This is a genomic window from Arthrobacter sp. NPDC057259 (genome assembly GCF_042668995.1).
Lineage (GTDB): Bacteria > Actinomycetota > Actinomycetes > Actinomycetales > Micrococcaceae > Arthrobacter.
In genome coordinates this window covers 242,276-256,377 of sequence record NZ_JBHUYA010000005.1, presented here as the reverse complement: position 1 = coordinate 256,377, position 14,102 = coordinate 242,276, and the positions used below count along the sequence as shown (strand labels likewise).

The following is a 14,102-nucleotide window of genomic DNA, read 5'->3' as shown; positions in this document are numbered from 1 at the left end:
CTGGCGACACGCAAAAACGCCCGCGCCCCGGACATTCCGGGGGCGTGGGCGTTTTTGCGTGTCGCACGGCGAAACCCGCCGCGGGGGGTTACTTCCGCAGCCTGCGGAGCAGCCCCTTCAGGACCTGGGCGCCCTTCCGGGCCAGCTGGTAGCCGCCGTAGCGCAGCTTGTTCACCGGCAGGTCCCAGGTGCCCGGGTAGGCGACCTCCCGGCCGCCGAAGGACTTCTTGAAGGCGGTGAACCCGGCCCACTTGTGGTCCGGCTGGTCCGCCGGCGCGACGCCCCAGAGGTCCACGTGCTTCAGGCCCTTGTCCTTGGCGTCCGCCATCAGGGTCACCACCAGCGGGATGCCGGCGCTGAGCTTGCGGTGGGTGTCATCCAGCGCCGCGTGGGCGTAGGTGCGGGTGTCCGCCGAGTCGTACGTCAGGGCCGCCGCGATCGGTGATCCCTCCAGCTCGGCGATGAACAGGGTCGCGGCGCCCGAGGGCATCAGCGTCCGCGCCACCTGCGTCAGGTACTCATCGCTCTGCGGCTTGAAGCCGTTGCGGGCCGCCGTCTGGTGCAGGAATCCCAGCAGGACCGAAATCTCGGCGGGGTCCTGGCTGGCCCGGAAGGTCACGCCCTTCTTGTGGATGTTGCGGTAGAGGTTCCGGTTGACCGGCTTCATCCCGGCCAGGACCTCCTTGAAGTCCTGCTCAAGATCCACGATCCAGCTCAGCTCCGGCTGCAGGTTCGCCGGTGCCGGGCGCAGGCCGCGGCTGCGCAGGACCGCGTCGGCCTCCGCGGCGGAGAACCCGGCGCTGACCGGCTCGACCCGGATGAAGACCGCGCCGGACGCCTTGGCGCGGTCCGTCAGCGAGGCCAGGGCGGCGTCGAAGGCGGCCACCGACCCGGCCACGGGGCCGTAGGGGACGTAGAGGAGCTTGCCGGCCGGGTTGCTTTCCTCGATGGCGAGGTAGCTCCAGCCGTCGCCGGACTCCTCGTGGACGGTGCGGCCCAGGTCGCGCTGGACGCGGGCCCAGTCCGGGCCCTGGAGGAAGTGGTCCATGATCAGGCCTTCATTCCGGTGGTCACGGCAAAGACGACGGCCGGTCCGGCGGTGTCCCCGGCCGGGTGGACGTTCACCGGCGCCTCGGCGGCCGGCACGAAGGCGCTGCCGCCGCGGTCCAGCCGGAGGTCGCCCTTGGGCGAATCCAGCATCACGGACCCGGCCACCACGATCAGCACCGCGGCGCCCGACTGGGCCAGCGGAACGGCCTCGCCGCCCGGGGCGAGTTCGATGCGCTGCAGCGCGAATTCCTGGAACGGCGGCCGGTACAGCTCCTGGCCCAACATGGTCTGCTCGGCGCGCAGCTCCGGGACGCCCACGGCCTCGAAGGCGATGGTCTGCAACAGCTCGGGCACGTCCACGAACTTGGGGGTCAGGCCGCCGCGCAGCACGTTGTCCGAGGAGGCCATCACCTCGATCCCGAGTCCGTGCAGGTAGGCGTGCACGTTGCCGGCGGGCAGGTAGACGGCCTCGCCGGGGGCCAGGGAGATCCGGTTCAGCAGCAGCGAGATCAGCACGCCGGGGTCGCCGGGGTATTCGGCGTTGAGCGTGCCGACGGTGTCGAGGGCGGCGTCCGGTCCCTCCGGGGTGCCGGCGGCCAGCAGCTCGACGACGGCGGCCGTTGCGGCGGCCACGTCGTCGCCCCCGCCGATCAGCCGTTCGAACGCGGCGCGCAGGGCCTGGCCCTCCTCCGGCCGGGCGAGGTCACCGACCAGCTGCGGCAGCAGGGCCGGCACCTCGCGGCCGCCCTGCTCGAAGGCCCGGGCCAGGTCCTCGAACACGGCCCTGGACTCAGCAGCCGGCCGGAAACCGCAGAGCGCCTCGAACGGGGTCAGCGCGAAGATCATCTCGGGCTTGTGGTTGTCGTCCTTGTAGTTGCGGGTCGCCGCGGACCGGTCCACGCCGGCGGCCTCCTCGCGCGCAAAGCCTGCCCGCGCTTGTTCCAGGGTGGGGTGCACCTGCAGGGAGAGCGGGTGGTCGGCGGCAAGGACCTTCAGCAGGAAGGGCAGCCGCGGGCCGAACGCGGCGACGCTCTCACTGCCCAGGAAGTGGTCCGGGTCGCCGGCGATCAGCGCGTCCAGTGCCAGCGGTCCGCCGTCGTCCGCTCGCGCCGCGGTGGAGGGGGAGTCCGGGTGCGCCCCGATCCACAGCTCGGCTTCCGGGCCGCCGGAGGCCGGGCGGCCCAGCAGGCCGGCGATCGCGGTGGGGGAGCCCCAGGCGTAGGGGCGGAGGACGTTCTCGAGTGCGTACATGGATCCTTATCCTAAAGCGGGGCGCACTGGCCGTTGGTGGCGACCAGGTTGCGGATCGACTGCTCGTCGCCCTGGCGCTTGAAGTCGTTGAGCATCTCCTCGGTGATGGGTTCACCGTCCGGGGTGGTGGTCACCGGGGTGAAGTCCGAGGACGACGGCGCCGGCGCCGGCGACGTTCCGGGCACCGTGCGGGGTGCGGTCTGAGCCGACAGCCCGGCCACGGTGCCGGCGGCGGAGAGCGGTCCGGGGACCGCGGCCGGGCGCAGCAGCTCATCGGTGCCGGCGGCCGCCTGCGGGGCCGGGCCGAGGAGCTTGTCCACGGCCTGGTGGATCCGGTCGAAGTCCGGGACGGTGGAGAAGTACGCCTCGAAGTCCGGCGGCCCGATGGTCAGGCGGCGGACCGGCTGGCCCTTGGACTTCATGGCGAGGTCCACGAAGCTGCCCAGCTGCCCGGCGGAGACGTTGGAGTCCACCACCTTGGTGCCGGCCTTGACGATGTCCTCGAACTTTGTCAGCAGGGTGCCCGGGTCGAGCTGCTTGAGCATGGCCTGCTGGACGCACTGCTGCCGGGCGATGCGGGCGTAATCGTCGACGAATTCGCGCGAGCGGCCGTACCAGAGGGCGTGGTAGCCGTCCAGGGTGTTGTCCCCGGCGGGGATCCAGCCCAGCGGCATGCCGTGGATGCCGTTGGCCTCGTCGATGGTTTCGCCGCTGATCGGCACCCAGCCGCCGGCCTTGATCCGAATCCCGCCCATCGCGTCGATGAGCTTGGCGAAGCCGTCCATGTCCACCAGGACGTAGGCCTGGACCTTGATGCCCAGCGTGCCGGAGACGGCCTCGAGCGTGGCCTGCGCCCCGGGATCCTCGACGCCGGGGTAGAGGTCCTGGTGTTCGTTGGTGACCTCGGTGTTGATCGCGTTGATCAGGCACTCGTCGCCGCAGTTATAGCCGTCCGGGTAGATCTTCCGCATCGGCGAATCGTCGCTGAACCTGGCGTTTTGCAGGTTGCGGGGGATCGAGATGATCGCGGAGGCGCCGGTCTTGGCGTCCACGCTGATCACCGAGAGGCTGTCCGGGCGGCGGCCGGTTCGGTCCGCGCCGGCGTCGCCGCCCATCATGAGGAAGTTGTAGCGGCCTTCGGAGGGCTCCATCGCGGGGCCGTCGGCGAAGATGGTGCCGATCGCCTCGCGGCCGACATTCAGCAGGTAGGCGGTGTAGCCGAGCCCGCCGGCGCTGAGAACCATTGCGACGACCAGGCCGAGGACGACGGCGGCGCGGGTGCGGGCCGCGGGCAGCAGCACTGGCCGGATCAGCCGGAGCGTGTTCAGGAACAGGGCCGCCCAGCCGACGGCCAGGGCCGCGAGCACGATCACGAGGATCAGCGAGGTGATCGGGTTGGCGACGAGGTTGATCAGCGTGGGCCGTGCGACGGCCAGCAGGATCAGCCCCAGCAGTACCAGGGCCCAGACGGTGAGGGTGACGCGCAGGGCGGCGCGTCCCAGCCGCCGGTCGCCGGCCACCAGCTGCGCGCTGCCGGGAACCAGGAGGGTCAGCAGGATCAGCAGGATCCCACGGCGGGTCAGGGTGGCGGGCGCGGCTCCCCGCGGATACCGGACCGGGTCCGTCAGCCGGGTCCGCCCGGGCCGGTCAGTGTCCGGCGCGCCGGCGGATCCTTCGCTCATGGTGGGAATCCTTACCGGCCGCCCCGCGGTTCGGTGTTCTCGGCGGAGAACACCTCGGCCACCTTGGCGCGCAGGCTGGCGCCCTTGGCGGTGGCGGCGTCGTTGAGGTCCTGGGCGAAGCGCAGCAGTTCGGTGCGCAGCTCGGCGGCGAACGCGTCCGTCCCGGCGGCCAGCATGCGCACGGCCAGCAGGCCGGCGTTGCGGGCGCCGCCGATAGAGACGGTGGCCACCGGCACGCCGGCGGGCATCTGGACGATCGAGAGGAGCGAGTCCATGCCGTCGAGGGTCTTCAGCGGCACGGGCACCCCGATCACCGGCAGCGGCGTCACCGAGGCGAGCATCCCGGGCAGGTGGGCCGCGCCGCCGGCGCCGGCGATGATGACCCGGATGCCGCGCTCGTGGGCGGTCTGTCCGTAGCGGATCATCTCGGTGGGCATTCGGTGGGCGGAGACGACGTCGGCCTCGAAGGGGATGCCGAACTCGGCCAGTGCCTCCGCGGCGGCCTCCATGACCGGCCAGTCCGAGTCGGAGCCCATGACGAGCCCGACGAGCGGGGCGGCGGTGGCGTCAGTGGTGGTCATTCGGTCTCCCCGGTGGTCTCGGGCGCGGCGGCCTGGGGCCGGCCGTCCCGGATGATGGCGGCGACGGCGCCGGCGCGCTGCCGGACGGAGTCGACGTCGGCGGTGGAGCCGCCGACAAGGTTGACGTGGCCGATCTTCCGGCCCGGCCGCACGGCCTTGCCGTAGCTGTGGACCTTGGCGGCCGGCTCGGTGGCCAGCGCCGCGGGGTAGGCCGAGTAGAGGTTCTGGTTGGCGCCGCCGAGGAAGTTCTTCATGACCACCACCGGGCCCAGCAGGTCGGTGGCACCCAGCGGCAGGTTCAGGATGGCGCGCAGGTGCTGTTCGAATTGGCTGGTGACGGAGCCGTCCTGGGTCCAGTGGCCGGTGTTATGCGGGCGCATGGCCAGTTCGTTGATCAGGAAGCCGGAGCCGACGCCGGGGGTTTCGAACATCTCCACGGCCATGACGCCGGTGACGCCGAGTTCGTTGGCGATCCGCACGGCGGCGTCTTCCGCCGCGGCGGCGACCTCCAGCGGGATGTCCAGGGCGGGGGCGATCACCTCGTCGCAGACGCCGTCGACCTGGATGGTGTGCACGACGGGCCAGGCGCGGCATTCGCCGTCCGGGGTGCGGGCCACCATGGCGGAGAGTTCGCGGCTGAACTCGACCTTGGCCTCGGCCAGCAGCGGGGACATCGACTCGAACCAGTCGGCCGACGCGGCGGCGTCCCCGGCCGTGGCGATGACGCGCACCCCCTTGCCGTCGTAGCCGCCACGCGGGGTCTTCAGCACCACGGGCCAGCCGGCGTCGTCGCCGAACGCGACGAGGGCGTCGACGTCGTCCACCGCGGCCCAGCGCGGGTTCGGCAGTTCCAGCCGGTCGATCGCGGCGCGCATCACGAGTTTGTCCTGGGCGTTGACCAGGGCGTCGGGGCCCGGGTGGACGTTGACGCCGGCATCGATCAGGGCGCGCAGGTGGTCGGTGGGCACGTGCTCGTGGTCGAAGGTGAGGACGTCCAGCCCGCGGGAGAACTCCAGCAGGTGGTCCAGGTCCTTGTAGTCACCGACCGGGGCTTTCGCCACCGCGGCCACCGCGGAGACGTCCTCAGCCTCGGCGAGGACACGGAGTTCGAAGCCGAGAGCGGTCGCGGCTGGGGCCATCATGCGGGCTAGTTGGCCGCCGCCAACCACGCCGATTACTGGAAAAGTCACATCGACCAGCCTACCGAACCCGGCGCCGGACGAGGCCCCGGACCCGTGATTTGGGCCGGTGAGTCCCCGCAGCGGGGCAATCTCCGGGGAAACGGCGCTAAAATGGGCCGTCGGCCACCCGGCCCCCACAGACAGCAACGCCCTCGGAGGGTCATGATCACCACACTTGCAGACCGGATCCGCGGGCTCGCCTCGCTCTTTTGGCGCGAAGTAGCGAAGTTCGGAGCCGTCGGCGGTGTCGCCTTTGTCATCGACAACGGCCTGACCTACTACCTGATGCACGGTCCCATGTCCGACAGCGAGGCCAAGGCGCGCTTCGTCGGGGCCACCGTGGCCACGATCTTCTCCTGGATCGCCAACCGCTTCTGGACCTTCCGGCACCGCCGCCAGGCCAACGTGCTGCGCGAGTTCGTGATGTTCGTGCTGATCAACGGCATCGGCATCGGCATCTCCACCGGCCTGACCGCCCTCGCCAAGTACGGCATGGGCATCACCGACAAGAACATGCTGTTCCTGGCCGGTGTCGTCGGCATCCTGGTCGCAACCGTGGTGCGCTTCTTCGCCTACCGGTTCCTGGTCTTCAACAAGGAACTCGACGACGAGCCCGAGTTCTCCGGCGACCACGAGATCATCGAACGCCACCCGCACGCCGCCGGATCAGTGCCTGCCGGCCGCGAGACCGGAACCCCGGGCGCGACGCCGGACGGACGCCAGGCCCCGTAGGCCTGCTTCGCAGGGCAGGGCAGGCCGGATCAGCGGAGGCTGATCCGTTCGTCGCCCAGCAGCCGCTCGGTCAGGGCAACGTCCGGGTGCACCAGCACCACCGAGCCGTCCCTGGACCAGGCCCACAGCGCCCGCGACAGCGCCGCCTCCAGGCCGTCCCCGGCCTGCACCAGCAACCGCGGCGCCGCAGCGCTGTCAGCGCCGTCATCTGCAACCCCTGGCAAGGCCCCGAAGCCCTCCACCAGCCGCCCGTGCGGATGGTCGACGCCGGCGGCGTCCCGCAGCGCGGTCCGGTCCGGCTCCGGGTCAACGTAGGCCATAAAGAAGTCCCCGTGGCTGCGGACCTCCGCCGCATAGTCGAGCACGCCGCTGGGGAGTTCGCCCGGCCAGCGCATCGCCAAGGCCGGCAGCGCCACGGCCAGCACGGCGTTGACTCCGCCGGCGGCCGCGGCCGGGCCGGGATCCGCCGTGGCGAGCAGTTCGGCATCGCCGTCCGCCAGCACCACCTCCATCCCCAACTGCCAGGCGGCCAGGGCCAGCACCAGCGATTTCCAGTGCGCCGGCAGGTCCAGCCGCAGCCGCGTCCCCGGTTCCGCGTCCAGTTCGTCCTGCAGCAGGTTGCTGGTTTTCGCCACCCAGTTATCCAGCACCCGGCCGGAGAGCTCGACGCGCTCGGCGTCCGGGCCGTACCAGGTCAGGCGCGGGGCGGTGGACTGGCCGGAACGCAGGGCCGACATCAGGTCGGCGGCGGGGATGTTCATGGCGTTCATCTTGCCACGGCGGCCGCCGCGCCCACGTGGCAGGGCCCCTGACCCGCCCACCCACGATCCGGGTGATCTCGGTCACGGCGCGCGATGCCGAGTGCGGTGCCGCCATTATCTGAGCGGGCGGCGCGGGGGAGGGGGATGCCGCCGATGATGCCGGAATATCGGCCAAAAGGGAGCAGAAATCGCCATTAGCCCCCCAAAGGTGGTCAGCATGCTTCCCATTCGGCGGGGATGGGCCGCAGGCCGCGCAAAAAATCACGGGCGTGGCGTGCCTCAGGAATTCCCAAGGAATTGATTATTATCCCTGCTGCCGCTTGACTCCCCGATACTTACACACGTGTAATTAGGGAACGAAAGCCACCGCACAACAGCCGGCGCTCAACCGAGTGTCCGTGGGTCAAGCAGGGGCTGCCAATCAGAGAGGGAAACGCCAATGGGGCTTGCAGAGCGTATCCATGAAGAGGAAGTTGTCGCCGGCCAGGCGACGGCCAAATACCGTTCACGCGGAGTGCCGAGCGACTGGTACGTGGACCCGGCCGATCCGGAGGCCGCGGACCGCTACAACGGCCAGACCAAGGACGCGCTGGAGGACCAGGCCACGGCCTTCCTCGCAGCCCATGAGGCTCTCCTGGCGGGGAACCCGGATCTCGACGACGATCCGCTGGACCCGCCCATGGAGGTGCAGGCCCCCGACGCCGGCACCGTAACCCAGGCGATCTGGATCGGTCTCCCCGCGCAGCAGGACTTCGACGACGAAGGCGAGCTGGGCTGGCAGACGGACGCGCTGTGCGCCCAGACTGACCCCGAGGCATTCTTCCCCGAAAAGGGCGGCTCCACCCGGGACGCCAAGAAGGTCTGCGGCGCGTGCAACGTCCGCTCGCAGTGCCTGGAGTACGCACTCTCCAATGACGAGCGTTTCGGCATCTGGGGTGGCCTCTCCGAGCGGGAACGCCGCAGGCTTAGGAAGCGGGCAGTCTAATTCTTCAAGAAGTACGAGTCACCGCCGTCGTGGTAGCCCACGACGGCGGTGACTACCTCCCCAGAACCCTCGCGGCCCTGGCGGCGCAGACGCGCCCCGCGGACGCCGCGATCGGGGCCGACACCGGATCCCGTGACCATTCGGCGGCCCTGTTGGCGCAGGCGCTCGGCGCCGGCAACGTCACCGCCGTCGAACACTCCCGGACCGGCATGGGCGGAGCGGTGCAGGCCGCCCTGGCCGCCTTGGCCCCGCGCCGGGAGGGCATGGCCGCCGACGCCGAATGGATCTGGCTGCTCCACGACGACGCCGCCCCGGCCCCCGAGGCCCTCGCGGAACTGCTGCACGCCGTCGAACGTGCGCCCTCGGTGACGGTGGCAGGCTGCAAGCAGCTCGACTGGCACTCCGAGCGGCGCCTGATCGACGTTGGACTCTCCATCAGCCGTTGGGCCGAGCGGCTCACCCTGATCGAGGCGGACGAGCTCGACCAGGGCCAGTACGACGGCCGCAGCGACACCTTTGCCGTCAACTCCGCCGGCATGCTGGTCCGCCGGGATGTCTGGGAGCAGCTGGGCGGATTCGACCCGGCCCTGCCCGGAACCGGCGACGACGTCGACTTCTGCTGGCGCAACCGCCTGGCCGGCCACCGCGTGGTGGTGGTCCCGACGGCACGCATGTTCCACGTGGCGCACCGCCCGCACGGCCAGGGCACCCCCGCAGCCGCCCGCAAGGCCCAGGTCCACCTGCGGCTCAAGCACGCCTCGGCCTGGAAGGTGCCCCTGCATGCCATCGGCGCCCTGCTGGGAAGCCTGTTCAAACTTGTCCTGAGCATCGCGCTCAAGGACCCCGGCCACGGACTGGCCCAGTTGGTCGCCACCGTCGGCGCCCTGGCCCGGCCCGCCGCCGTTCTCCGCGGCCGCCGCAACGCGGCGCGTACCCGCCGGATCCGCCGCTCCGTGATCAAGGGCCTGCAGACCCACCGCCGCGAGGTCTGGGCCCACCGGCGCTCACTGATCGAGTCCCTCGGCTCGGACGAGGCCGAGGGGATGCCGGGCCACGACCCGTTGGGCGAGCAGCCCAGCGGCGACGCCGCCGACGACTTCGCCGCCCTGGCCGCAACGGACCGCGGCTGGGTGGGAGCCGGCGCGCTGCTGGCGGTGCTGCTTGCGGCCGCGGCCTCGGTGGCAGGGCTGCTGAACATCTTCCGGGCCGACGCCGTCACCGGCGGCGCGCTGATCCCGCTCTCTACCGGGCTGGGCAGGATCTGGGACCACGCCACCGGCTGGTGGGTGGAACTTGGGGCCGGGCTGCCAGGGCGCGGGGATCCCTTCGGTTTCGTGCTCTGGTTCCTGGGCGTCCTCGGCGCGGGGAACGCCAACGCCTCGGTCGTGTGGCTGCTGCTGCTGGCCATGCCGCTGGCGGCCCTGACGGCCTGGTTCGCCGCGGGGGCCCTGACCCGGCGGCGCCGGCTGCGGTTCATCGCCGCGCTGGCCTGGGCCGGCGCCCCGGCGCTGCAGGTGGCACTGAACCAGGGCCGACTGGGTGCCATGGTGGCCCACGTGATGCTGCCGCTACTGGTCCTGGCGCTGCTGCGCGCCACCGGCACCGTCCCCGGCCGCGGCCGCTTCGCGGTGCCCGCGCCGGGGGAGCGCCGCTTTACCGAGAAGCCCCCCATCAAACCCGGCATCAACGGGACGCCGTCCTGGACCGCCGCGGCCGCCGCCGGGCTCGCCCTGGTGGTCGTCACCGCCGCCGCCCCATCGCTCCTGGTGCCTGCCCTGGTCCTGATCGTCCTCGGCGCGGTCCTGCTGGGCCGCCGGGGACGCACGCTCTGGTGGTCGCTGCTTCCCAGCCTGGCGCTGTTCGTTCCGTTCGCTCTCTCCGCCCTGGACCGCCCTCGCGCCCTGCTCGCCGACCCGGGACTGCCGCTCGGCTTCGACGCCGCGCCGCTGTGGCAGCAGGCGCTAGGCCAGCCGCTTGCTTTCGACGCCGGCGCGGGCCTGACCGGGCTGTCCCTCTTCGGTCCTGGCCCCGTGCCGTGGGCGCTGCTGCTGGCCCTGCTGGCAGGGGTTCCCGTCCTGGTGCTGGCGCTCACTGCGCTGTTCCTTCCGGGCCGCCGCGGCACCGGCCGCCGGCCCCGCCTCGCGCGCAGCCTGTGGGCCGCGGCCCTCGTACTGCTGGCCGGAAGCTGGCTAGCCGGCCACCTCGCCGTCGCCGCCAGCGCCGAGGTGCTGGTCTCCCCGTTCTCCGGACCGGCCGTGTCTGCCGCCGCTTTCCTCCTGCTCGGCGCGGCGCTGCTCGGCGCCGAGGCCCTGCTGGACGCCGCGGCCGCAGCCCGCACCCGGTCCGTCACCGTTGAGGCAGAGCCGGGGGCCGAGTCGCCCGCCGACACCGCAACAGAAGGGCCCACCACCTCCCGGGCGCTTCCGGCCCGTGCAGTCGCGGTCCCTGCCTTCCTGGTGAAGGGCGCCGCCGCGGCCGCCGTGGTGCTTCTGGTCGCGGGGCCGCTTGCAGGGCTGGCGGCGTGGTCCGCGCACAACGTTTTGCAGACCACGGCCGCCCCCGCCGGAACTGCCTCAGCCGGGGCCGCCTCCACCGGATCCGCGGGAACCGGAACCCCGGCCGCGGGACCTGCCGCCGGCACCGACGCCGCAGATGCCGCCGCCGGTGACGGGGCGCTCGGGGTTTCCCGGCTGCTTCAGCCGGGCCGGGCCACGGCGCTGCCCGCCACCGCGATCGACCGCGGCGAGGGTCCCGAACAGGCCCGGACCCTGGTGATCTCCGCACAGGACAACGGCGGATTCGCCGCCTCGCTGATGCGTGGCTCCGGGACCACCCTGGACGCCCTGTCCGCGATCGCCTCCGCCCGGCCCGTCATCGGGGCCCCGGGCGAGGAATCCGTCCGGCTGGACGACGCCGTCAACGGCTCACTCCGCTCCCTGGTCGCCACCATTGTCGCCGGCCAGGGCGTGGATCCGCGCCAGCAGTTGGAGGAATTCGGCGTCGGCTTCGTGGTGCTCTCGGCCACGGACAGCTCGGCCCAGCTGACGGCCAGCCGGATGGACGCTGTCCCTGGCCTCGTCGCCGTCGGGCAGACCGACGTCGGCTGGCTGTGGCGTATCACCCCGCTGCACCCAAACCAGCAGGGCCCCGCCGACGCCGCGGAGGTGGCACACCGGCTGCGGATCGTCGACGGCTCCGGCGCCACCACCGGACTCCTGCCCGCCGGACCGCTGGACGCCGAGGCTCCCGTTCCGGACGGTCCCGAGGGCCGGCTGGTGGTCCTCAGCGAACGGGCCGACGCCGGATGGAGCGCCTTCCTGGACGGCAAGCGGCTCACCGCCACCAGCTCGGACTGGGCACAGGCCTTCACGCTGCCGGCCCGCGGCGGCCAGCTCAGCATCCGCTACGAGAACCCCTGGGCGCTCTGGACCGGCATCGGGCAGGCGGTCGTGATCGGCCTGACCGTGCTGCTGGCCATCCCCATGCCCGCCCGCCGCCGCAATGCCGGCATCTCCCGGGACGAAGCGTCCCTGCGGAAGGAACACCAGCATGCCTGACGAACAGCACCCCGCGGCCCGGCCCGAAAACTCCGGCGACGGTCCGTACGACGGCAAACGGGACCGCAGCGCCCGCGGCAAGGAATCCCGGCCCACTGATTCCCGGCCAACAGCCCGGCGGCTGAAGACCCTGGCCCGCCCGCTGGGCGGGATCCTCGCCGGCGTGGTCATAGTGGCCGCCGGCGGCGGACTGGTGGCCGCCACGGCACTGGCGCCCCGAACCTCCGGCAGCAGCCCGCTGACGGCACCTCAGGCCGCCGTCCCGGCCGGTAACCTCGTGGCCGTGTGCCCCGCCCCGGCCCGGCTGCTCCAGGCCACCCCGGTGGGGACCGACCCGCAGTTCAGCCCCGAGTCCGCCACGGCCAAGAGCTCCGTCTCCGCCCTGGTCCTGGGCAACGGGTCCGGCGTGCTCCCCGGCAGCCGCCTCGCCGGCCTCACCGGCAGTCCGCTGGTGGAACTGGCCAAGGCCCCGGCCGCGCCCGCCACCGCCAGCCCGGCTCCGGCCCCAGCGGGCACACCGCCGGCACCCCGCGCCGCAGTCACCCAGCGCGGGATCGACGCCGTGAGCGTCCTCAGCTCGGACGCGTTCGGGGACCAGCAGCCCTCCGCCGCCGCCGCCATGAGCTACGCCGCGGACGACGGCGACCTCCGCGGCACCGCCGCCGCGGCCTGCCAGAATCCCGCCAACGATCTCTGGCTGGTAGGTGCGGACACCTCGCTGGGCCGGACCGCCGTGCTGAACCTGAGCAATGCCTCGGGCACCCCGGCGACGGTCAACCTCGACCTTTTCGGCGCCAAGGGCGTCATCCAGGCTCCGGGCAGCCGCGGCCTGCTGGTGGCCCCCGGCACCACCCGCTCGATCGTCCTGGCCGGCCTCGCCCCGGGACAGGACAGCTTGGCCGTGCGGGTGCGCAGCACCGGCGGCCCCGTGGCCGCCGTCATCCAGCAGAGCGTGCTTCGCGGACTGACGCCCGGCGGCGTCGACTTCATCACCCCCGGCACCGGCCCCGCCACCCGGCAGGCCGTCACCGGGCTGGACATCCAGGACCCTGCCGCCCTCGGCCCGCTCACGGCCAAGTCCGGCTTCGGGGACGCCGGCCCCGCACTCCAGATCGCCGTCCCCGGCGCCGCGGACGCCGTCGTGGAGGTCAAGATGTACGGCCGGGATGGGCAGAAGCCGCTGCCCGGCGGCGGCGTCGTCACCGCCAAGGCCGGCGCGGTCACCACCGTCCCGCTGGCGGGGGTTCCCGACGGGCACTACACCGTTTCGGCCAGTTCCGACGTCTCCTTCACCGCGGCCGCCCGCGTCACCCGCGGCCTCAAGGCCGAGGAGCCCACGGACGTCGCCTGGTCGCCGTCCGCCATCCGGCTCGGCAGCCAGCACCTGGTGCCGGTCCCGGCGGCCGGCAGCCGCTTCCTGATGTTCGGCGCCCCGGACGGGCGTGCCACGATCTCCTACACGCCGGTCACCGCGGACGGCAAAATCCGCAGCGCCACGACGGCGGACATCGCAGGCGGCACGACCGCGTCCGTGCAGGTCCCCGCCGACGTGGAAGGCTCCGCGGTGGTGGGTTACCTGGTGTCGGCGGCGGGGGAGGCGGCGTACGGCGCGGTCTTGCTCGAACGCGACGGGAAGGCGGACGTAGCCACGGTACCGGTGTCCCCGGGCGCGGCCGGGCAGGAAAAGGTCGCTGTCACCCTCGGTTACTAGTAGCGGCGGCGGTAGACAGGGTCGAGCGTCTCGGGCGGAACACCCAGCATCTCTGCGGTGCGTTCGACGACGACGTCGTGCACCAGGTCCGCGAGTTCCTCCCGGCTCCCGCACGCCTGCTCCACCACGCGGCGGTAGAGCGTGATCACCGGGCCCTCGCCCGCCGTCGCCGGCGCGTAGGCACCCATCGGCGCGGGAGAGCCCTCGGCCACGAGCTGCTCGAGCTGCGGCGGGATGTCCTCGACAGCGAACCGGACCCCGTCCAGCGGCTTGCCCCAGATGTCGTGGAGTCGCTGGGCCGAATCGAGGACGAAATCGTCGAAGCGCTCAGCCCGGGTCCGGTACCCCGGCAGGGTGGGCATCAGCAGCTCGCCGCGCAGGCCGCGGCCATGGCGGTTCCTGCGGCGTTCGCGGAAGCCCCGGACACGGCCGCCCTCGGCGGCGCCGGGCTCCGTGAGCCGCACCGTAAAGCCGGAATCGTGGGGCAAAGGCTGCATACCTCGACTCTAAACCCGGCGCCCTGATTCCGCGATATGACGGGCCGTACGCGGGTGCGGGCCCTCCTGCGGTGTTTCAATGCGGCCCCGGAACCGTGCAGGGGAGTAGTCTGT

Annotated in this window: 11 protein-coding genes; 4 read left to right on the top strand and 7 right to left on the bottom strand. The window is 72.3% G+C overall.

Features of this window, described 5'->3' with window-relative positions; translation table 11 throughout:
• Positions 1-88 precede the first annotated feature (88 nt).
• From ACFUCU_RS10370 to ACFUCU_RS10350, 5 genes are read right to left on the bottom strand one after another with little or no spacing between them, the layout of a single operon-like run.
• Entirely contained in the window at positions 89-1,048 is a 960-nt protein-coding gene (locus ACFUCU_RS10370) for a peptidoglycan bridge formation glycyltransferase FemA/FemB family protein (RefSeq protein WP_290258540.1), read from the bottom strand.
• 2 nt (positions 1,049-1,050) lie between these two features.
• Positions 1,051-2,301 carry a mannose-6-phosphate isomerase, class I gene (gene manA / locus ACFUCU_RS10365; RefSeq protein ID WP_377972426.1) on the bottom strand — a complete coding sequence of 417 codons (1,251 nt, stop codon included), beginning with the start codon at positions 2,299-2,301 and terminating at the stop codon, positions 1,051-1,053.
• 11 nt (positions 2,302-2,312) lie between these two features.
• Positions 2,313-3,983, bottom strand: a complete 1,671-nt coding sequence (locus ACFUCU_RS10360) for an LCP family protein (RefSeq protein ID WP_377972424.1) — start codon at positions 3,981-3,983, stop codon at positions 2,313-2,315.
• A gap of 11 nt (positions 3,984-3,994) precedes the next feature.
• On the bottom strand, positions 3,995-4,564 hold the full coding sequence (purE, locus tag ACFUCU_RS10355; RefSeq protein ID WP_377972422.1) for a 5-(carboxyamino)imidazole ribonucleotide mutase: 570 nt from the start codon (positions 4,562-4,564) through the stop codon (positions 3,995-3,997).
• Complete coding sequence (locus tag ACFUCU_RS10350; protein WP_377972528.1) at positions 4,561-5,706, bottom strand: 5-(carboxyamino)imidazole ribonucleotide synthase; 1,146 nt, start codon at positions 5,704-5,706, stop codon at positions 4,561-4,563. Before ACFUCU_RS10350 ends, purE begins: the two co-directional genes overlap by 4 nt.
• A 201-nt stretch (positions 5,707-5,907) precedes the next feature.
• Between ACFUCU_RS10350 and ACFUCU_RS10345 the strand changes: the two genes are divergently transcribed.
• A complete protein-coding gene (locus tag ACFUCU_RS10345) occupies positions 5,908-6,477 on the top strand; it encodes a GtrA family protein (RefSeq protein ID WP_377972421.1) in 570 nt (189 codons plus the stop codon).
• Between the two features lie 29 nt (positions 6,478-6,506).
• Here ACFUCU_RS10345 and ACFUCU_RS10340 read toward each other — a convergent pair whose 3' ends face one another.
• Entirely contained in the window at positions 6,507-7,238 is a 732-nt protein-coding gene (locus ACFUCU_RS10340) for a TIGR03089 family protein (protein ID WP_377972419.1), read from the bottom strand.
• A 439-nt stretch (positions 7,239-7,677) separates the two neighbouring features.
• On the opposite strand from ACFUCU_RS10340, the gene ACFUCU_RS10335 reads away from it, so the two are divergent.
• From ACFUCU_RS10335 to ACFUCU_RS10325, 3 genes are read left to right on the top strand one after another with little or no spacing between them, the layout of a single operon-like run.
• Positions 7,678-8,223 carry a WhiB family transcriptional regulator gene (locus ACFUCU_RS10335; protein ID WP_290258534.1) on the top strand — a complete coding sequence of 182 codons (546 nt, stop codon included), beginning with the start codon at positions 7,678-7,680 and terminating at the stop codon, positions 8,221-8,223.
• A gap of 29 nt (positions 8,224-8,252) precedes the next feature.
• Positions 8,253-11,780, top strand: coding sequence for a glycosyltransferase family 2 protein (locus ACFUCU_RS10330; RefSeq protein WP_377972417.1), 3,528 nt, complete (start codon positions 8,253-8,255; stop codon positions 11,778-11,780).
• Positions 11,773-13,491: a DUF5719 family protein gene (locus ACFUCU_RS10325; RefSeq protein ID WP_377972415.1), complete on the top strand. Its 1,719-nt coding sequence runs from the start codon at positions 11,773-11,775 to the stop codon at positions 13,489-13,491. The genes ACFUCU_RS10330 and ACFUCU_RS10325 overlap by 8 nt, the downstream gene beginning before the upstream one ends.
• Here the strand turns inward: ACFUCU_RS10325 and ACFUCU_RS10320 are convergent.
• Complete coding sequence (locus ACFUCU_RS10320) at positions 13,488-13,988, bottom strand: metallopeptidase family protein (RefSeq protein WP_377972414.1); 501 nt, start codon at positions 13,986-13,988, stop codon at positions 13,488-13,490. The two genes, ACFUCU_RS10325 and ACFUCU_RS10320, sit on opposite strands and share 4 nt — an antisense overlap.
• Positions 13,989-14,102: the final 114 nt, after the last annotated feature.